Annotated in this window: 15 protein-coding genes; 2 read left to right on the top strand and 13 right to left on the bottom strand. The window is 35.9% G+C overall.

All coding sequences use genetic code 11. The features are described 5' to 3' along the window. Positions 1-21 precede the first annotated feature (21 nt). Together K6119_RS14865 and K6119_RS14860 are read left to right on the top strand one after the other, a co-directional pair. Complete coding sequence (locus tag K6119_RS14865; RefSeq protein ID WP_221832958.1) at positions 22-2349, top strand: TonB-dependent receptor; 2328 nt, start codon at positions 22-24, stop codon at positions 2347-2349. After that, the gene (locus K6119_RS14860) at positions 2349-3173 is read left to right on the top strand and encodes a DUF4249 domain-containing protein (RefSeq protein WP_221832956.1); all 825 of its coding nucleotides are present in this window, start codon (positions 2349-2351) and stop codon (positions 3171-3173) included. The genes K6119_RS14865 and K6119_RS14860 overlap by 1 nt, the downstream gene beginning before the upstream one ends. Before the next feature lies 1 nt (position 3174). Here K6119_RS14860 and K6119_RS14855 read toward each other — a convergent pair whose 3' ends face one another. The 13 genes from K6119_RS14855 to K6119_RS14795 form a co-directional block, all read right to left on the bottom strand. Continuing rightward, positions 3175-3624 carry a hypothetical protein gene (locus tag K6119_RS14855; protein ID WP_221832954.1) on the bottom strand — a complete coding sequence of 150 codons (450 nt, stop codon included), beginning with the start codon at positions 3622-3624 and terminating at the stop codon, positions 3175-3177. A gap of 11 nt (positions 3625-3635) precedes the next feature. Beyond that, complete coding sequence (locus tag K6119_RS14850) at positions 3636-4112, bottom strand: hypothetical protein (RefSeq protein WP_221832952.1); 477 nt, start codon at positions 4110-4112, stop codon at positions 3636-3638. A gap of 54 nt (positions 4113-4166) precedes the next feature. Beyond that, positions 4167-9224: a T9SS type B sorting domain-containing protein gene (locus tag K6119_RS14845; protein ID WP_221832950.1), complete on the bottom strand. Its 5058-nt coding sequence runs from the start codon at positions 9222-9224 to the stop codon at positions 4167-4169. Positions 9225-9360: 136 nt separating this feature from the next. Further along, complete coding sequence (gene pyrF / locus K6119_RS14840) at positions 9361-10179, bottom strand: orotidine-5'-phosphate decarboxylase (RefSeq protein ID WP_221832948.1); 819 nt, start codon at positions 10177-10179, stop codon at positions 9361-9363. Beyond that, a complete protein-coding gene (gene prfA, locus K6119_RS14835; protein ID WP_418889082.1) occupies positions 10176-11261 on the bottom strand; it encodes a peptide chain release factor 1 in 1086 nt (361 codons plus the stop codon). Before prfA ends, pyrF begins: the two co-directional genes overlap by 4 nt. 71 nt (positions 11262-11332) lie before the next feature. Further along, a complete protein-coding gene (locus K6119_RS14830; RefSeq protein ID WP_221832946.1) occupies positions 11333-11689 on the bottom strand; it encodes a four helix bundle protein in 357 nt (118 codons plus the stop codon). A 38-nt stretch (positions 11690-11727) separates the two neighbouring features. After that, positions 11728-12897, bottom strand: coding sequence for an AIR synthase related protein (locus K6119_RS14825; RefSeq protein ID WP_221832944.1), 1170 nt, complete (start codon positions 12895-12897; stop codon positions 11728-11730). A gap of 89 nt (positions 12898-12986) precedes the next feature. Next, positions 12987-15110 (bottom strand): OmpA family protein, encoded by a 2124-nt coding sequence (locus K6119_RS14820; RefSeq protein WP_221832942.1) that lies wholly within the window; start codon positions 15108-15110, stop codon positions 12987-12989. An 87-nt stretch (positions 15111-15197) separates the two neighbouring features. Continuing rightward, positions 15198-16286 (bottom strand): RluA family pseudouridine synthase, encoded by a 1089-nt coding sequence (locus K6119_RS14815; RefSeq protein ID WP_221832940.1) that lies wholly within the window; start codon positions 16284-16286, stop codon positions 15198-15200. Then, positions 16286-18556 (bottom strand): T9SS type A sorting domain-containing protein, encoded by a 2271-nt coding sequence (locus K6119_RS14810; protein ID WP_221832938.1) that lies wholly within the window; start codon positions 18554-18556, stop codon positions 16286-16288. The genes K6119_RS14815 and K6119_RS14810 overlap by 1 nt, the downstream gene beginning before the upstream one ends. Positions 18557-18574: 18 nt before the next feature. Beyond that, the gene (locus tag K6119_RS14805; RefSeq protein ID WP_221832936.1) at positions 18575-19372 is read right to left on the bottom strand and encodes a PASTA domain-containing protein; all 798 of its coding nucleotides are present in this window, start codon (positions 19370-19372) and stop codon (positions 18575-18577) included. 126 nt (positions 19373-19498) lie between these two features. Beyond that, positions 19499-20272 carry a hypothetical protein gene (locus K6119_RS14800; protein ID WP_221832934.1) on the bottom strand — a complete coding sequence of 258 codons (774 nt, stop codon included), beginning with the start codon at positions 20270-20272 and terminating at the stop codon, positions 19499-19501. A 51-nt stretch (positions 20273-20323) separates the two neighbouring features. Beyond that, positions 20324-21334, bottom strand: coding sequence for a hypothetical protein (locus K6119_RS14795; RefSeq protein ID WP_221832932.1), 1011 nt, complete (start codon positions 21332-21334; stop codon positions 20324-20326). Between the last annotated feature and the right edge of the window lie 4 nt (positions 21335-21338).

The raw sequence follows: 21338 nt of genomic DNA, 5'->3' as shown, positions 1-21338 counted from the left end.
TGAGGAGGCTACTTAAATCGAATGAAACGATACATTTTTATTCTTCTTATAATCATTCAAAGCTCAGTTGTACTTGCACAGGAGAACTTTACCATCTCTGGCTACATCAAAGACATGAGCTCTGGAGAAGAATTAATTGGAGCCACTGTCAAAACTTCTTTAAATGGTGAATTAGTTGGAGCTGTAGCTAATAGCTACGGATTTTATTCACTTACACTTCCCAAAGGAGAGTATACACTTACTTATTCTTTTGTTGGATTTGCGCCTATTAGTAAGGAGATTTCGTTAGACAAAAACATACAGCTGGATCTAGAATTGGAAAGCTCTAATACCTTAAAAGAAGTTACCATAACCAGTGAAGCAGGCAATGCCAACATTACCAACACCAATATGAGTGTAGAAAAACTGAGCATTAGTCAAATCAAGAAGATGCCAGCCTTAATGGGAGAGGTAGACATTATTAAGGCTATACAACTTTTACCCGGAGTATCAACTGTTGGAGAAGGTGGTTCAGGATTTTATGTACGTGGAGGTTCTGTTGATCAAAACCTGATTTTATTGGACGAGGCAAATGTCTATAACGCTTCTCATTTAATGGGATTTTTCTCTGTATTTAATCCGGATGTAATTAAAGAAGTTGAATTGTACAAAGGTGGCATCCCGGCTCAATTTGGCGGAAGATTATCTTCTGTGCTTGACATAAGAATGAGGGATGGAAATATGAAGAAATTTGAAATGGTAGGGGGAATTGGAACCATCAGTAGTCGTCTTGCGCTGGGAGGCCCAATTGTTAAAGAAAAGGGATCCATCATTGTTTCAGGACGAAGAACTTATGCTGATATGTTTTTACCACTTTCAAAAAATGAAGACATTCATGACAGCAAACTTCATTTTTATGATGTCAACTTAAAAGCCAATTACAAACTAAATGACAACAATCGCATCTTCTTGTCCGGATATTTAGGAAGAGATGTATTGGGATTATCGGAGTATTTTAGAATGGATTGGGGTAACGCTACAGTTTCTACCAGATGGAATCATGTATTTTCAGACAAACTATTTTTAAACACCACAGCCACTTTTAGTAACTATGATTACTTCCTGGGGCAACCGCAAGGTTTAGATGCATATGAATGGACCTCAAACATCAAAGATTATTACTTAAAAACAGATTTTACTTATTATTTAAACCCTAACAATACTTTGAAGTTTGGTTTATTAGGGTCATTTCATCAAATTGATCCGGGAAGAGCCAATGGAGTTGGAGAATCAATATTGGAAGAGTTTGTTGTACCCAAAACAAATGGACTAGAATATGCAGCCTACATATCTCATGAGTTGAAAATAGGAAAGCGCTTTACAACGACTTACGGTTTGAGATATTCAGTATTCCAGAACATTGGAGCAACTACTTACTATGAATATGATGCAAACTATCAGGTTTCTGATACAGTAAATGTTGCCAAAGGTGAAATTTATCATACTTATGGAGGATTAGAGCCAAGGGTTGGAATGACATATATCTTTAATGAATCATCTTCAATAAAAGCATCTTATAATAGGACAAGACAATACGTTCATCTTGCTTCAAATTCCACTGCGTCATCTCCATTAGATATTTGGTTCCCTTCTAGTCCGAATGTTAAACCTCAAATAGCAGATCAAATAGCAATGGGATACTTTCAAAATTTCAATAAAAATACTTACCAGGCGTCCGTTGAAGTGTACTACAAACAAATGCAAAATGCCATTGATTTTAAAGATCATGCAACACTGTTATTAAACCCATACCTTGAAGGTGAATTAAGATTTGGAAGAGCTTTTGCATATGGTGCAGAATTTTTATTCAAAAAGACAAAAGGGAATTTCACCGGCTGGATCAGCTATACTTTAAGTAGAACACAGAAAAAAATAGATGGAATCAATAACAATGAATTGTACTTTGCTAAATATGATAAAACACATGACCTTTCAATAGTAATGTCTTATGAACTTGGCAAAAGTTGGACGTTTAGCAGCAATTTTGTTTTCAGTACAGGTGCGGCCATAACAATGCCAATTGGAAAAATGGAATACATGGGAATGACCGTTCCAATTTATTCAAGCAGAAATGGAAAAAGAATGCCAGATTATCACCGTTGGGATTTATCTATTGCATTTAGACCACGCAAAAATGCGGACAGAAAATGGAAAAGCGAATGGGTACTGTCAACTTACAATGTATATAACAGAGCAAACCCATACAGTATAACATTTGTTGCTGATGAAGTGGATCCGACCCAAACAAAAGCAGAAATGCTGTATTTATTTGGCATAGTTCCAGCCATCACTTATAACTTCAATTTTTAATGAGAAATTACTTAATCTTCATATCGAGTTTATTTGTTGTGATGCTTAATTCATGTACCAAGGATATTGATATTGAATTAGACGAAGGTGATGAAAAATTGGTGATTGATGCCTGGTTCACTACAGAGCAAAAAGTACATGAAATTAGGTTGACAAAAACAGCTGCTTATTTTTCGAATGAATCTGTTCCTGTAGCAAGTGGCGCCACTGTAGAAATAAGTGGAGGTGGTCAAATTTTTCCTTTTATGGAAGTGTCTCCGGGAATTTATCAATCAGACGCCAATGCTAAGGCAGAGATGGGAACTGAATATACTTTAACAGTAATGCATGAAGGTGAAGTTTATACTGCAAAGGATTACTGCGATACGGTGCCAACACTAAATCAATTAGAATTGAGTCCTGTATACAATAGTCAAAATGAACTGAGGGGATATCAGTTTTTAATATGGACCACAGAGTTAAGTGGGTATGGCCATTATTATTGCTGGAGAATTTTAAACAATGGGATTTACGTAACTGATACATTAAGTGAAATTTCAATTGAGACGGATGACTATCTAGGAGACGGCTTAACTTTTGAAGCTTTTCCTATAGACTACATTAGTGTCAACGATTGCAATCCGGGTGACACACTTACGCTAGAACAGCACAATATATCTAAACAAACCTATGATGCCTTTATTGGTATACTCAGTGAAACGGCATGGAGCGGAGGAATTTTTGCGGCCCCACCGGCAAATGCTCCTACAAATGTGGATAATGGAGGATTGGGATTATTTGTTGTATCCGCTTTATCCAAACAAGTGGCAATTGTTCCCAATTAGGCTACTCAACGTCTAACAACTCTTCTGCATTTGCTTCCTTAACAGGTTTTGGAACTCTCAATGATGAAATCAAACCAATAATTAGGGCAGTTAGAATCATCACTTTCCAAATCCATCCATTCATCATGTGATCTATACTGACAGATGCCAACATCAGTTGGATAATTAACCATGTGCCTAGGCCAATTATAAAGGCAATTAAAGGTCTCCAAAATGACAAAACAAACATGACAATAAAGAAGATAACCAACATGACATCCCAAAACATCAAACTAAGTGGTACAAAAAATATAAAATGGAAAAAGAACACCACCAAAGCTTGCATAATTGCAATACCTAAAAATCCATATCTGGCAAATTTTATACTTGCCAAATCATCCTTTTTCTTACTCTTATTTAAGATTTCCTGAGCTACTTCTTTTGCTCTCGCTTTTTCTTCTTCTGTTGCCATGTGATTTAATATTACAGATCTTCTAATTCATCCAAATCATCTATCAAATCATCCTTCTTATTATTAACAGCAGGTGGAGGTAATTTTTTGGCAGCATTTAAGCCTGTAGCAATTACCGAAATAATAACAGCTTTTAGAATAATCCCTCTAAATATCTGAGTAGGATCTAGTGCTGCTAGTAACACTAAAATTCCAACATATATAAATAAGGCTATTGTAAATGCCTGAACCGGCTTTTGATTTGAATGGAAGTACAAACCTATGAAGGCACCTCCGATAGCCACATCAATTCCAAATGCAATCATTGATTGTAAAGGGCCAAATCCTTCATAAAACCCTACTCCAATTTGGAGTAATCCCAAAATTAAGAGGGCAGTTTTGGCATATTTGACACTGGTTTCACGCTCTTTTTGCTTACTGCGTTGTTGCATTTTTTTAGCAATCTCAAATGAACGTTTTAGATCTTCGTTACTTCTTCTTTCGGGCATGATGTTTGGGTTAAACTTTGATCAAAAATAGAATTTTTATGGAAGAATGAGCTATTAATTGCCTCCTCTCACAATAGTGATTGATCCTTGCCCTTCAAATTCAGTACCGTTGAATCCGACACCTCTATAGACATAAAAATATACGCCATCCGGACAATCATCTCCATTTTTATCAGTACCATCCCATGAATCGTAGATATCATAAAGTTCTTTAACCGTAACACCCCATCTATTTACAATTAAACACTCAAAAGTTTCAATTCCTTGTGATTTCAAGATAAAAGTGAACACATCATTATCTCCATCCCCATTTGGTGTGAATATGTTCACAGGATCAAGATCAACAGGATCATGTACAACTATAACTTGGCAAGTAGTATCTGAACAACCATTTTTATTCATTGCTACTAAACAAATTGTGTATGTACCGGCAGTATAGATAGTATCGAAAGTTTCATTAACATCATGAGATATCACCCATCCCGGAGGATCATTTGGATGATCAAAATGCCAAAAGAAAGTGGTATCCGCATTAGGATTATTTGGATTAGCGTAATAAGAAGACAAGTTTGAGAATTGAACTTCTAAAGGTGAATCTCCTTCCCATTCTACAGTGAATCCTGCAGATGCCATATCAAAATCAGCTTCAGGATTAAGGGAATCAACCATAACGGTATCTATTAATGTACAACCGTTATCATCTACTACTGTGATTTGATATTCACCATAATTTAATCCTCCCCATGTTGTATTGACAGTAGTATCTCCAGTAGTTAGATTAACCCATTGATAAGTATAATCAGGAGTTCCGCCTGAAGCTGCTGCATACACAACACCATTACCAGATTGATAATCAAACATTCTACAATAAGCAGGATCTGAACCTAATTCTGAAAACACCAATGGAGGTGGTTCCGTGACCGTGAAATCAATTTGATTAGAGCAACCATTGTCATCATTTATTGTCAACACATAATCTCCTGCAGTCATATTATAAGCACTGTCTGCCCATACTCCACCAACAGGAGAAGTACTAGGATTCCAGAAGAAGCTTATATTATTGTAATCGCCTTGCCAATTAAATACTGTGTCAACCATAGCGGAACCTGTTAAACCATAACACAGTGGTGGGAAAACAATGACATTAGCATCCAAGGCTCCCGGATCTACTACTTCAACAGAATCCATCAAAGTGCATCCAGGACCCAGATAAACTTCCCAATAATACCAACCTGCAGATAAATTATTGGCCGTATTTGATCCACTCGTATTCAATGTATTTCCTAAAATGTCTTCAATCAAGAATGTTTCTCCTCCTACACCATCAATTAGATCAAGGGTGACAGATCCATCTGAAAACTGATAACAAGTAGGATAATTATAGATTACATCAACAGATTGGCCATAAACAGTTACATCCTGAACAGTTGAATCTTCAAACCCACAAACAGGATCTGTAGTTAGCATAGAAACTGTATAAGTTCCATTTCCAGGATAAGTATGAAAGATTGAATCACCATTGTACAGTGTTCCATCACCCATATCCCAACTATAATCAAGTCCCGGATTTCCTGTATTGACCACCTGTACAGTTAAGGAACCGCATTGATCAAGGATGTCAAAATCGGCTACCACATTGTCAACAAAAACAAAAATGGAAGCCGTATCCGGTAAGCTCGCACAATTGGCGTCAGATTGTGTTACTAAATAAAACTGATTAGGAGTAACATTGCTGACACTCCAGTTTCCACCTGTTTGTAGATGATTAAAACCACTGTCGTACCAATCTATAGTACCAGTTCCAACTGCAGACAATACCGCATCTCCACCAGGACAGACAGTAGTGTCAGTAGCAACAGGAGCATCCGGTAAAGCGTGATAACCAATATAAATTGTATCTGAATGATCCATACAGCCGTCAACATCTGTTACACTCAAATAATAATAACCTGAATCTTGCACCAAGAAAGAATCACCACCAGGGGTTCCGTTCCAAGAATAATTGAGCATTCCGGGAGGCGCATTTAATGTCAGTACATCATAAGGACAAATCAATGTGTCAGGCGGGAAATTGAAGTTTTCTAAAGGTAGGTTGATATCTAACTCAATACTGTCAATTTTGGTAATACCACAAAAGCTTGTTTCAACATAATAATATCCTGCCGAATCAACCCATTGTTCATTAGTAGAACCAAAGAGAGGTGGTAACCAATTGATCACCGTACTATTGGGACCCAACACCTGAATTAAAGTACTGTCACCCATACAGATCACTGGATTCCAGATATACAAGGTAGGAGAAGAATAAGCTACCGTTTCAACAAATTCTGAAGGAACTATACATCCTTCTGCCGTAGTTACATAACAAAAGTATTCACCAACATCAGTTGCATATTGAATTTGATTCGTTCCTAAAGAATCTCCAGTAGGCCCAATCCATTGCCAGGCTACACCACCAATCACTTCCAACTGAACAGAATCTCCAGGACAAACGACCCCATCAGAAGGGTTCATTGTTACTTGAGGAATAGGAAGCGCTCCTAAACCATAAGTTGCAGAATTATAGCAGGTAGTTCCTTCTTGTGTTGTATCCACGGAGACTGTTATGGTTATACCGGTGAGATAATTGTATACTGCATGAACAGAATCTCCATAATTTGCAATAATGCTGCTTCCGGACCAGTTCGCCGTATTGGTATAAAAATCTGCATAAACAGTAATGGTGTCTCCAGGGCAGGCATTTGTAGGTCCAGAAATACTCACATAAGGAGTTTGTACAGTGTCTACATAAAATTGATCTACCAGAAAATAATCTACCGTATCCCCACATTCGTTTACCAGGTGAGCTTCTAAAACATGCCATCCGGTATCTAAAACACAGAAGCTAATATTTGTTGGTATAGTTACGAATGCAGTGTCATCTGAATTGTGTTGAAGTGTGTCTAAAAAATCTCCATCTAGCGTCCATACAGAATACAGATTAGGCATGGTTCCCCATATATTGGTAAAATTACTGTCTAATAAAAATGCTGATGAACAAAAAGGTAGATCACAAGTTAACACTGAATCTGTTTGTTGAATATCCGGATCACCAAAAATTATTACAGGATCTAATGTGTCGTGCAATGCAAAATTATTGATAACAATATCTATTGAGGTAGTATTAGATTGACAACCATATTGATTTACTGCATACGCAGAATATATTCCAGAAGTACTAACTGAAATGGTAGAATCATTTAACTCATTCAGATCGCCAATCCAGATTAAACTGTCTATTCCTGTTCCGTTTGGACTTGCCCAAACCAACACTGAATCTGCATCACATGTGTCAATTTCATTTGGTAATATTTCATTGTCATTAAAAAACCAGCTATCAGATATCAAAGGTGGATCCGGATCCGGATAAATTTCAATATAGACGTTATCTGTCCAGGTATAACAACCATCTACTGTTGTAGTTGTCGCAGTATAATTACCTTCTACACTTATTCCTGTGCTGGTACCACTTCCACCATTACTCCATGAAACAGAATAATTTGGACTTGGACCATCATAAAAGAAATCATTCAACCATGCTGTAACAGGGGCACATCCAGACAAAGTATCTTCACAATTAGCAAAAGGAATTTCATTTCCAATACAAGGAGGATAAGTGTTCAAATCACAACTCAATCCAGGATTTTTTTCAAAATAATCAAACGGCAATCTGTTGATATCAAAAGGACTTGTCCAAAAGATATCTTTCATGTTTGTACAATTTTCTTTGGCAAAATTTCCATAATTGGCATCTGAGCAATTGGAAGTAGAAAAATTGGTTTGTTGTCCTGGAAGAAAAGCAAATGATCCACCTGCAGGCACATAAAAAGTTCCTTCATGTGCTCCGGCAATTACCGGTAAATTTGGATTTTTAATATCTATAGTTACACCAAAATCAGGTCCATTACTTGCCATTTGTCTGGCCCATTGAAAAGCTCCGGCAAAATTATATTTGATGAAATGCACATCCTCATATCCAACAGATAAAAAAGTTGAATTACCGTAAGTAGCGTTCATTTCAGTAAATGTGCAAAGGAAATCTCCGGTCAAATAAACATCATTGTTACTATCAATGCAAAGTTGTTTTGAGTGTAATTCACTGTCAGAATAATTAGAAGACAACCAATCTAATTGTCCAGTAGAAGAGAATCTAGCTGTGAGGATATTATAATTCCCGGTACCATTGAAATTCTGAATTCCACTAACATCCTGGACTAAAACATTACTTTGATAATCACCTGTAATGAATACTTTATTATTTCTCCATTCAACATCATTCAATAAAATTTGTGCTCCCCATAAGTGATCAAACCACTGTTCATTACCAGATGCATCAAACTTAATTAAGAATCCTGCATTTAATAAAGTTGTTGAGTGAGTAACATCAAAAGTGATATTGTTTGAAAACTGTCCTATTACATAAGCATTTCCTGTATTATCCGTAGTTACTTCAAAACCTTTATCGGCAGCATTGGCTTGTCCAACTTTGGTCCACAAAAAAGTTCCGTTGTTATCTAATTTGGAAACAAAGACATCAGCTGTACCATTCATACTATTGAACACACTTGCGCCGAATGTTGCATTACCCGTAAACTCACCAACACAAAATACATTTCCGCTATTATCTACATCAATTCCGTATCCAATATCTCCGTTTGAACCACCCATAGTAGAAACCCAAACAAAGTTTCCATTAGGATCTATTTTTGCGACATAAGCTTCCCATCCCTGACCTGAAACAGTGATAGAACCAAAAGTTGCAGATGATTGAAAGTAACCCGTAATGTAGGTATTTCCTGCAGCATCAGAAGCTATTCCGTTTGCTCTATCTACACCTGAACCTCCGGCTTGAACTGCCCAAATTGGATTTCCAGCATCATTAGTTTTAATTATAAAAATGTCTGTATTACCGGATGTAGTTAGCGTACCGACTCCAGTATTTAAAGTTCCGGTAAAGAATCCGGTCATCACATAGTCGCCATTACTATCAAAGGTGGCATCCCTCACTTCTTCATTGTCATTATCACCAATGGAGCGGAGCCAGTTTCCCTGTGCGTTGGCAACAGAAGCCAACAATAGTAGGTTGAATATAAATAGTAGCCTTTTGATATCTAAATGTTTTGGGTAACACAAGCAAGACGAATCTTACTCGCAAAAAGTTGACTACAAGATATAAAATAAGTATCAACTTAATCAGCTGATTGATCGATCAATTAAACTTATTGATTAAAATGGTTTTCATCTGGTTTTGAAGTGATTGCGAAGCACTTTTTACATCTTCAGTAAAATTCTCGCCATCTCCGGCATAAATAATTCCTCTAGATGAATTTACCAGCAAGCCACAGTCGTCATTCCAGCCATATTTTGCAACATCTTCAAGAGAACCACCTTGTGCTCCAACACCCGGAACCAGGAAAAAATTGTTTGGTGCAATTTCTCTTACTTCTCCAATTCCTTCTGCTCTTGTTGCTCCAACAACATACATCAAGTTTTCAGGGCTTCCCCATTTAGCAGATTGCTTAATCACTTTTTCAAACAATCTTTCACCATTTTGGTCTGTTGTCATTTGAAAATCTAGAGCTCCTTTATTTGAAGTTAAAGCAAGTAATATCACCCATTTATCTTCAAACTCTAAGAATGGTGTTACAGAATCTTCACCCATGTAAGGAGCTACTGTAACCGAATCAAAATTTAAATATTCAAAGAAGGTTTTAGCATAATAAGAAGATGTATTACCTATATCACCTCTTTTTGCATCTGCAATTGTAAAAATGTCGCTTGGAATGTAATCAATGGTTTTTTTAAGAGAGTCCCATCCTTTACTACCATGACATTCATAAAAGGCAATGTTTGGTTTATATGCTACACACAAATCTTTAGTGGCATCAATAATTCTTTTATTGAACTCAAAAATTGGATCATCAAAATCCAGCAAAAATTTTGGGATTTTATTTAAATCTGTATCCAATCCTACACACAAGAAAGATTGTTTTATTTTGATTTGCTCTAAGAGTTGTTGCTTTGTCATTGTGCTGCTTCTCCTTCTTTCATTTTTTCGGCATTCTCTGCCATCTTCAATGCGTCAATCATTTCTTGAATATCCCCATTCATGAAATTAGAAAGGTTGTACATGGTTTTATTAATTCTGTGATCTGTAATTCTTCCTTGAGGATAGTTATAAGTTCTAATTTTAGCAGATCTATCTCCTGTTGATACCATTGATTTTCTTTTAGCAGCAACATCCCCTTGTTTTTTTGCCAGTTCGATATCATACAACTTTGAACGCAACATTTCCATTGCACGTTCACGGTTAGCTAGCTGAGATCTCTCTACCTGACAAACAACCACAATACCGGAAGGTTTATGTGTCAACTGAACTTTCGTTTCAACCTTGTTTACATTTTGTCCTCCAGCACCTCCTGAACGAGAAGTTTGCAACTCAATATCAGCAGGATTGATTTGAACATCAACTTCTTCCACTTCAGGAAGAACAGCAACTGTAGCTGCAGATGTATGAACTCTACCTTGTGTTTCTGTATCCGGAACCCTTTGAACTCGGTGCACACCAGCTTCAAATTTTAAAGTGCCATATACTTCCTCACCATTCACTTTTAAAATAACCTCTTTGTATCCGCCTTGGGTACCATCAGTAACATCCATTACCTCCGTTTTCCATCCCATTGTATCGAAGAAACGAGTATACATTCTATACAAATCTCCAGCAAAAATGGATGCTTCATCTCCACCAGTACCTGCACGAATTTCAAGTATGGCGTTTTTATCATCTTCAGGGTCTTTAGGGATCAATAAGATTTTAATTTCTTCATCCAATCGCTCTTTTTCAGGAATCAATTCATCTAATTCCATTTGAGCCATTTCTTTCATTTCAGGATCCTTAGTTTCGGCCAACATTTCCTTTGACGATTCGATATTGTCAATAACGTTCTTATACTTAATATAAGCGTTGACAATAACCTCAAGATCCTTATATTCTTTATTCAGTTTTACATAACGACTCATATCCGCAATGATTTCAGGGTCAACTATCTTTTGACCTACTTCATCAAAACGAATTTTGATCGCTTCTAACTTTGGTAAAATATCGCTCATGATTTAATTTCAATCTAAAATATTTACTGTCAATTTACAATTATCAATGTGCAATTATCAATGTGCAATTATCAATTTTTAGATGATCTGATTATTGAAAACAAAATTCTTGCAAGTTCATCTACATCTGCTATCAATTCATTTGTCAATTCTTCATCCACTAGCTCTGAGTCTCGCATCAATCTCAACCAATACTTTGATTCTCTTGCTTCCTTATAAGAAATGCCTAATTTATTAGCAAAATCCTTTTTTGAAACACCTCCTATGGCCTCTTCTGCATTTGCTCCTATAGACGTTCCTGATCTATACAATTGTTTTGATAATTGGAATTCCTTCTCTTCAATTTGAATTTTTCTACACAGTACAACAACCTTTAATGCAAAATCATAAGATTTTTTCAGGATTATATTTTCGTTTTGTTGTGCCATTCAAATTGACAATTGTTCATTATTAATTGTTAATTGTCTTATTGGTATTCAAATTTTCCGAATTCGGAACTTATTGTCAATTTCTTTTCGTCAGCAGCTTCACATCTTCCAACAATCTGTGCATCCACACCAAAAGAATTTGAAATTTCTATAATTACTTGTGCTTTATCTTCCGGTAAATAGATTTCCATTCTATGTCCCATATTGAAGACTTTATACATTTCTTTCCATGAAGTACCTGATTGCTCACTTATTAATTTAAACAAAGGTGGCACTTCAAACATATTGTCCTTAATAATGTGAAGATCTTCAACAAAATGTAAGACTTTTGTCTGTGCTCCTCCACTACAATGCACCATTCCATGAATATCTGATCTATTCAAATCCAATATTTTTTTAATAATAGGCGCGTAAGTTCTTGTAGGAGATAAAACCAATTTTCCGGCATCAATTGGACTACCTTCTACTTTATCCGTTAGCTTCATACCCCCTGAGTAAACTAATTCTTCAGGTACTGATGGGTCAAAACTTTCAGGATATTTAGTGGCAAGGTATTTTTCAAAAACATCATGTCGTGCAGATGTCAGACCATTACTACCCATTCCGCCATTGTATTCCTTTTCATATGTAGCTTGTCCATATGAAGCTAATCCAACAATTACATCCCCGGCTTTAATATTTTTATTTGTAATTACATCCTTTCGCTTCATTCTTGCCACCACTGTAGAATCAACAATAATGGTTCTCACTAAATCCCCAACATCTGCTGTTTCGCCACCTGTTGATCGGATATCTACTCCATGATTCCTTAAATCTTGTAAAAGCTCCTCTGTTCCGTTAATAATGGCAGACAACACTTCACCCGGAATCAACCCTTTATTTCTTCCTATGGTAGAGGATAAAAGGATATTATCTGTTGCACCAACACAAAGTAGATCATCAATGTTCATTATCAATGCATCTTGTGCGATACCTTTCCAAACAGATAAATCTCCAGTTTCTTTCCAATACATGTATGCCAGTGAACTTTTTGTACCTGCTCCATCTGCATGCATTACAATACAGTGATCATCTGAACCTGTTAAATAATCTGGAACGATTTTACAAAACGCTTGTGGGAAAAGACCTTTGTCTATATTCTTGATTGCGTTATGGACATCTTCTTTTGAAGCTGAAACTCCTCTTTTATTGTATCGGATATCTGACATTTGACTTTTTTGCAATTAAGGGTGGTACAAAAATAAAAAACACCTCCGTCTTTTGACGGAAGTGTTTCAACAATATTTATCTGAGCTACTTACTCATTGTTCCCATCTTCTTCTTTCTTAGGAACATAATCGTAGCTAATAATTTTACCTTCAGTACGTCTGTTAAACTGATGTAATTTTTCAAACTTGTCTTTGTCTCGCTTAAATCCATTAATGTAAGACTCGGTAAGTTTTTGTCTAAGTGTTGTATCACCCTCAGCATTTGTTTCAAAATACATTGCCGGTGTAGTTTCACCCATACCTTTAGGTACTAATCTTGCAGGATCTAATCCTTTTTCATTTACAAGATAAGCCACACATGAGTCAGCTCTTCTTTGAGACAGGTCTAAGTTTGCTGCATCTGAACCACGTGAATCTGTATGCGCCATCAACTGCACAATAATAGTTGGGTTGGCTACCATCAGATCATATAAGAAGTTCAATGAGTCTTTAGAGTTTACAGAGTCATTTACCTGTAAGGTTGCTTTACCTAAGTCATAACGCACTTCCGGAAGTCGGATAACTTCTTTTTCAGGCATCACTTTTAACTCTCTAATAATTCTTCTATTCACTTCAATACCTTCTGTTGAGAAATTATCTGAAGCAGAGAAATATTTTTTAGGCACACCTTCAACTTCAATTGTCCAAGTTCCTCCTGGCTCAATATATCTAGTTCCGTCAGGTTTTTCAGACATTGTAATTCTACCAGAAGGGTCAGTGTTCATTACATAATTTTCTCCACCTGAACCAACGATTACAACTTTAGCATCTGGAATAGCTTCACCTGTTTCAAGGTTTTTAACAATGATATCTAAGTCAACTAATACCGGAGGTAAATAGAAATCCCAAATATCTTGTGAGTTTTCACCGTTTGCTCCTTTTTTAGAACCATTTCTGTTTGAAGAGATATACCCTCTTTCAATTTTTCCTTTTTCAGTATAAATGATGTGGTAATCATCCATGCATGAATTCATAGGGTATCCTAAGTTTTTAGGTTTCTCCCATTTCAATTCTTCTCCTACTCTGTCAGCTCTGTAGATATCTAATCCACCTAGACCAACCATACCATTAGAAGCATAGTATAATTTATCATCTGGACCCCAAGTAGGGAAACAATCATTACCTGCAGTGTTAATATCCTCTCCAAGGTTTACTGGAAGACTCCACTCGTCATTTCTTTTGTCGTAAGTTGAATACCACAAATCAAGACCACCGTATCCACCGGCCATGTTAGAAGCGAAGATTAGGGTTAAACCATCAGGAGAAACACATGGGTGACCAACGTTTGTTGTATCATGATCTTTTAATTTAACCAATACCGGCTCACCCCAAGATTTACTTTTCTTTTCAACCATGTAGATTTCACATCCGATATTCGTTTTTTCAATAACAGGACATCTTGTGAACCACATTGTTTTACCTCTACCGTCAAAACACATAGTACCTTCTGAATTTCCTGAATTTACAGGTTCTCCAATTGGCTCTGGTTGACCCCAGTTATCATTTCTGTCAATATTAGTAATCCAAAGATCCATATAGTTTTGACCAGTGATGTTATCCATCTCTTCTCCTAAAGAACCAGAACGTGAAGATGAAAAATACATTTCTTTTCCTCTTCCGCCCATTACAGGAGCATAGTCATAAAACTCTGTGTTCAACTTAGTGACATTAGTAACCAAGTGCTTAGTTGCACCTGACTTAACAGTCATTTCTTTGTACTTCTCGCACGACTCAATTCTTACCTTGGTTAATTCATCACCAGGATTCAATTTTTCGTACTTCTTGTAGTTTTCTTTTGCCTCATCATGTTTACACTGAGCCATTTCCATTTCAGCTAAATAGTAAAATGTTTTTGGTTCAGCTTCTTGATACTTCAACAATACAGCTTTTTCATATTGCTGTTCTGCTGCAGAAAACTGGTGTAACAGTCTGTAACAAGTAGCAGACATGTACGCATAGTAAGCTTTCTTTAATCTAGCTTTTTGATTTTTTGGATTTAACTTCTCAGATGCTTTCTTAAAAGCTTCAGCTGCTTCAGCATAAGCTCCAGATTGCCATAAACGGTCAGCTTCTTTTCCGTAGTTTCTAGTAGCTGGTCCGCCTCCTTGAGCTAGAACCGTGTTTGTCGTTCCGATCAACACTGCAATCGCAACAAATAACTTGAATAACTTCATAAAAATATTATTTACTAAATTTTAGTAAGCTTGTTATTAAAGGCGAAAATAATTAAATATTTTGAAAAATCACGTTAGAACATACTTTTATTGGTCGTCCCCTCCTTGTACATTCGAACTGTATATACGCCACTTTTCTAATAGAGTTACCATTCCCTCCGGTAATTCTGAATCAAAATGCAGCCACTCACCTGTCACTGGATGAGTGATTCCCAGTGTTTTAGCATGCAAAGCTTGTCCCGGAATCAAACCAAAACAATTATCAATAAATTGCTTGTACTTAGTAAAAGTTGTTCCTTTTATTATTTTATCTCCTCCATATTCCAAATCATGAAAAAGAGGATGACCAATGTGCTTGAAATGCACCCTAATTTGATGAGTTCTACCTGTTTCCAGCTTACATTCTACCAAAGTAACATATCGGAAACGCTCAATTACTTTATAGTGTGTTACCGCGTGTTTTCCATATCCTTCGTCTTCTGGATAAACTTTGAACACTTTTCTGTTTTTTTGTGATCTTCCTATATTTCCGGTGATTGTTCCTTCATCCTCTTCCACATCACCCCAAACCAGGGCATAATATCTTCTTTCAGATGTACGGTCAAAAAACTGTCTTGACAAATGAGTCATAGCATATTCAGTTTTAGCCACAACTAATAAACCTGTTGTATGCTTATCAAGCCTATGCACTAATCCCGGCCTACCATAAAAATCATCTCTTTTAGGAAGATTATCAAAATGATAAACAAGCGCATTCATTAAGGTTCCAGAATAATTTCCAAATCCTGGGTGCACTACCATATTGGGTGGTTTATTTACAATGACCAAATCATCATCTTCATAAACTATGTCTATTGGAATATTTTCAGGAACAAGGGTTGTTTCTCTTACCGGAAATGGCAATACAACTGAAATCTCATCTTTTGGATGAACCTTATAATTAGACTTCACCGCTTTGCCATTCACCAATAAATTGCCGGCCTTGGCAATATTTTGAAGTTTATTTCTGGAAATGTTTGGTATGCGATCCATGAGGAATTTATCTATCCTCAAAAGCTCTTGCCCTACATCTGCAATGATGTTGTGGTGCTCATACAACTCTTCTGATTCTTCGGCATCAATGGATGATTCATCAAAATCTTCTTCGTAAAATTCGTTTTCTTCTATTGAAGACATTATTTCTTGACTAATTTATCAGTGTACAAAGATACACCATTTAAATCTCTAATATCTACCAGATAGATTCCGTCAATTAATGACGACACATCAATACCACTTACATTCTCTGTAGACATTACCAATCTACCTGTCATATCATAAAAAGAAACAATACAATCTTTATTGATACCGTTAAACGAAACTTGTTCATTTGCAGGATTTGGAAACATTACAATCTCTTCCACTTGTTCTTCAATTCTTTCCTCACCAAGAGTGTAATTAATTGAAGTGGAAAATACAGGGCGAATCATTAAACATCCGGCTGAAGAAGAACCTATCCAACTTCCTGAAACATTGTAAAACATCTTTTCATTTTTGATAATGTTTCTATCCATCCCTACATATAAATTTTGGCTTTCAATTTGTTCCCATCCAACATAAAAAGTTTCTCCTACAGGGATAACAGAAGGGAAATTTGGATTTAAAAACTCGTAATATCTAAATTCATTTTGTGATCCGCCATATTCAGGATAATGAGGCTGGAAATAATCATCCTGATACAATATATCACCAGGCTCACCATTATTATCATCCCAAACAGTGAGTAACATCACATAACCACTAACATCTAGTTCTGCAGGAACAAAATGCATTAACACGCCGGTTAAAGTATCTTCTTCATAAGCTGTAAACTGATAAGCCAACTGTGAATTTGCTCCATTAATTCCATAACCTACTTCAGCAGACCCATCATCATAGGCATAATAGTTTTTAAACTCCTGATTTAGATAAGTTGTATCATTTACTTGATAAACATTAGAAGCAGCAACAGCCGCATGTGCGTTTACTTTAACATTAAAAGTTGCCATGGTATCATTACCGGGAGCGTCAAATGAGTTATGTAAAGAAGAAGTAAAAAATGGAAATGCATTCATTCCCAATTCCCAATTGGAAGTCCATGGAGGAGTAGCACCAGGATTTGGCAAATTATAGCTACCCTGCACTGCACCGTCATAGGCAATTTCTAAATACATCTCACTTCCAACATTGGTAGGTGTATCATCTGAATTATACACTGATAAAAATGAAGTGTCCTGCATTTTTAAATTGGGTGAAATCAAAGCATTATAATGATCCCATGGTACTGCTGTATAATCTTTTAACAATGAATAAACAGGATATGACACCGCTAAATCCTTTAATGGTTGAATAGTAATTAAAGGGTTTTCATACAATTGAACATAATCAATATGCCAATGATCTAATGCACCTGATAAAGAGGCGTAATTTCTAAATCTAAATTTGAAACCATTGTCCAGAAAATTCACTGGCACGGCTATATATGCGGTATCCCATGTTTGGTCCGGATAAGGAGTTGAAGCATGCCAAATGTTATACCACTGAGCTGAATCAGGCAAGTAAAAATCAACCAATAAAGAATCAGCATCCTCCGGCATATTTCCATGACCTTTTGCCTGGTAGAGGAATTGTAAAAAGACATTAGTATTTCCAAACAAATTAATTGGTTTTGAAGTCATTGTATCAGCACCTCCATAACTATTTGGATTATTGAATTCATAAGGCCATCCTGTAGAGTCAACCCCATCTAAAGTTGCTACACCAAGTGAAAACGGATCTACCGGGAAATTATAATTGTGAAATGCTTTATTATCAACCCAAATTCGACTTGGGTCATTCATATTAGCAAAAAACAAATGAATACTATCCTGGTAATAAATAGTAGAAGCATCAGCCCAAACAGTATCTTGTGTAGGATCTGGAACACCTTCAATAACTGAATCAATTAAAGTATAACATTCATCATACAATTGCATCACAGTTCCACTAATAGGATACTGCGTTAGGTCGTTCACCCATATATCATGCGGTGTAAAATTCGAAGTAAAAGTTGTTCCAACTCCAGCAACCACAATGACAGAATCATGTTTGGCAACTGTCTCATCACAAAACTGCACAGTATCGGGTTCAGGGGTAGTATTTGTTTGATCCATTAAATGCCAATACCACTGAGATGTTACATTGGCAGCATTATAAGCGGGAGGATATTGCACAAATTTATTTACTGAAAAATCATCCCAGATATCAGTTATGGTCAAACTACTGTAAGAATATATAAATGTACTATCTAAAGAAGAGCCTGCTGCTTTAATTTTTTGATGTGAATATTTTCCAAACAAAGCGGGATTACCCAATATTGGAACAATCACTTCTTGTGCCATAGCACCAAAGCAAAAAACAAGAGATAGGAATAATAGTACTTTTTTCATTTTCAGTTCAACTAATCCTTATTCAGTAGCACCTCCAGCTCCGTAAGTAGCCCACACTGTTACTGTTGTTCCGGCTGCTACTTGTACATTAGCTCCACCAGCAGGACTTTGTCTTGTAATTACGGCATTTAGCACTTGATTTTCATCCATACAGTTTTCACACTGTGGATGCAAAGACAAGGATAAAGTAGAGAAACGTTGCTTTGCTTCATTTATTGTAAGTCCAACTACAGAAGGCAAAGGTGTAGCATCACCGCTTTTACCTTTTGCCACAACCAGTTCAATTCTACTTCCTTTAGGAATAAATGTACCAGAGTCAATTGGTTGTCCATTATATAGCTGCTCAAGAATAAAGTCTTTTCCTACAGGATCCGGTTTGAAAGAAATTTTGGTTTTAATCCCCAAGGCATTTAAAGTTGTTTCTCCCATTCTCTTTGACATATGCACTACTTTAGGCATACGTACCATTTGAGGAGAAAGAGGAACTACCGATAACTGAATTGTTCTTCCAGACTTAATACTCATTCCGGTTGAATCTGTAGGTTTTGGATATTGCCAACACACTGTTCCCTTTGGCCATTCATCTAAATAAACCGAATCTACAATCTCATATTCCAATTGTTTATCCCTAACAAATTCATCCAGGTCATCCATGTGAATTTTATAGAAAGAAGGAACTTCAATACTTTCACCATGACTGGTAGTATTTTTTAGATACATTCCTTCAATCCAAACAATGAGGATCCATACAAAAATGATTCCGGCTACATTGAGTAGAAACTGTCTGCTAATTAAAAATCTGAAGAATTTTTTCACCTATTCGTTCAATTATTTCCGACAAATATAAAGGATTCAAACTAATATGATAATTGAAGTTGTCAACAAGGCATTGCCAATTTATTATGTGACGAACTATAAATGAAATGCGAAAAGATCAATGCATTATTTAGCCTTCTTGTAATTTCCTATTATCAGTTGATCAGATTGTAGCAAATACAAATGATTGCGAGTATACTGAAACGAATTAACACCTTTTGGCAAACTGTATTTATACTGCGGTTCCAAAAGTCCTTCAAGCGGAATTACTTCCATTTGATCTGCAGTTTTTATAAATAGAAATTCTTCTGTTGCATCAAAATAATCTGCATCACAAGGGTATGTCTTTACGTAAGTTCCGAAAACATCAAACATTGCAATTCCTTTTCCGGGAATTAAAACCATTAAGTTGTCATTGCTTTCTTTCATTAAAACAGGCTCTTCCTCCGCATCAAAAATATTGGTGAGATTTTCTGTAATAATCACTTTCTCCAATTTTTGATTCAGCTTAATTAATCTGAGGTTTCCGGCATCTAAAATCCAAATAGTATTACCGCCAAAAGATTCGCAAACCAAGATAGGTTGTTGGATATCCAAGCCAACTAAATCTATCTCATCCTGAATAGGAGTTCCGGTGTTATCAAGAAACTGAATTACACTTCTCTCTTTGTCAAAAATCAAAGTTCTAAATGACTTTGAAGCTTCTACTGAAGAAGGTCTTATTGCTTTTAATGAAGATGTGAACAGTGTATCTAAATCTGCTGACAATACCAACAATACATCATTACTGGTTAAATAGATTCTTCCAAAATTGTCAACTGAAAAATGGTCGTATTTTCCTTTAATAGTGTCTGAAGCTACAAACTTAACTTCCTGTCCATAAACAATAGACCCACTCACTAACAATATTAATAGTAAACAGATCCTCATGTTTATAAAATTAACTCTAAACTACAGGCACTTGTTCAAGATACCTCTAATTAGTTTTTGATTAGATACAGTTACATCTGCGTGAGAATCAGAATATCCTACACGGATTTTTTCAATATCACGCACTTTTAAAATTGACATCTTATCTGTCAACTCAATTTTTAACATTGGATTATCTCCACAATCTTTTGGAGCCAGATTAGTAAACTTAAGTGTAGAAGCATCTGTGAACTTGATAATTGCATAAGACTCTACATCACTACATCCTAACGGTCCTGCATAGAAAAAGTTTAAGAAAGTTTTACCGTTGATATGGTGAATTTGACCCGTTAACTTATCACTTAGTTTAAATGTCTTAGTTAAAGTAGTTTTGTCACCTGTGAATTCATCTACCTCATTCATTTCATAATTGCATTCAATATCAGAAAAGTCATCTGAAGCTGTATTTGAATTATCATTTCCAAAAGACACAATAATAGTATTATCTACATAAGGATCAGGATCAGATTTTTGTGCAGTATTATAATTGATATTATCAATCCCTAAAGTATTGACTGCACACTGAAAATACTGTGTTATTTTTCTAGCTTTCTTTATAGAAACATTGTACGTTTTACCTACACAAGCTACAGTAATTTTGGTGATGTTTTCAAGATAAAACACATCTAAATCATCTCTAGAAGTAATTTGACAATCATATCTTTTGACTGTGTAAGAACCTGATCTTTCTGATTCCCATTTTGAGATATATGTGCTCACCACTTTTCCTGATTGAAAAGTAAAATCAATTTTAGACCCTACTCTCCAAGTACCGTAAGTAATTTCAAAATGCGCAAACAATCTTGAAGAATCCTTAACTGCAAAAGCCAGGTCTTTTTTATTGGTGATTGTAGGTGAATCAAATACTTGATCTTTAGTTAAAATCATTGGCCCGGTACTATAATCCTCATTTGTCACAAGATCTTTAGAACACTGGGCGTTAATGTTTAATGCTAAAATTGTCGTTAGAATTCCTAAAATTAATCTCTTCACTTTT

It is taken from the genome of Paracrocinitomix mangrovi (genome assembly GCF_019740355.2).
Classification (GTDB): Bacteria; Bacteroidota; Bacteroidia; order Flavobacteriales_D; family Crocinitomicaceae; genus Paracrocinitomix; species Paracrocinitomix mangrovi.
This window is presented reverse-complemented; position numbering and strand designations above follow the sequence as displayed.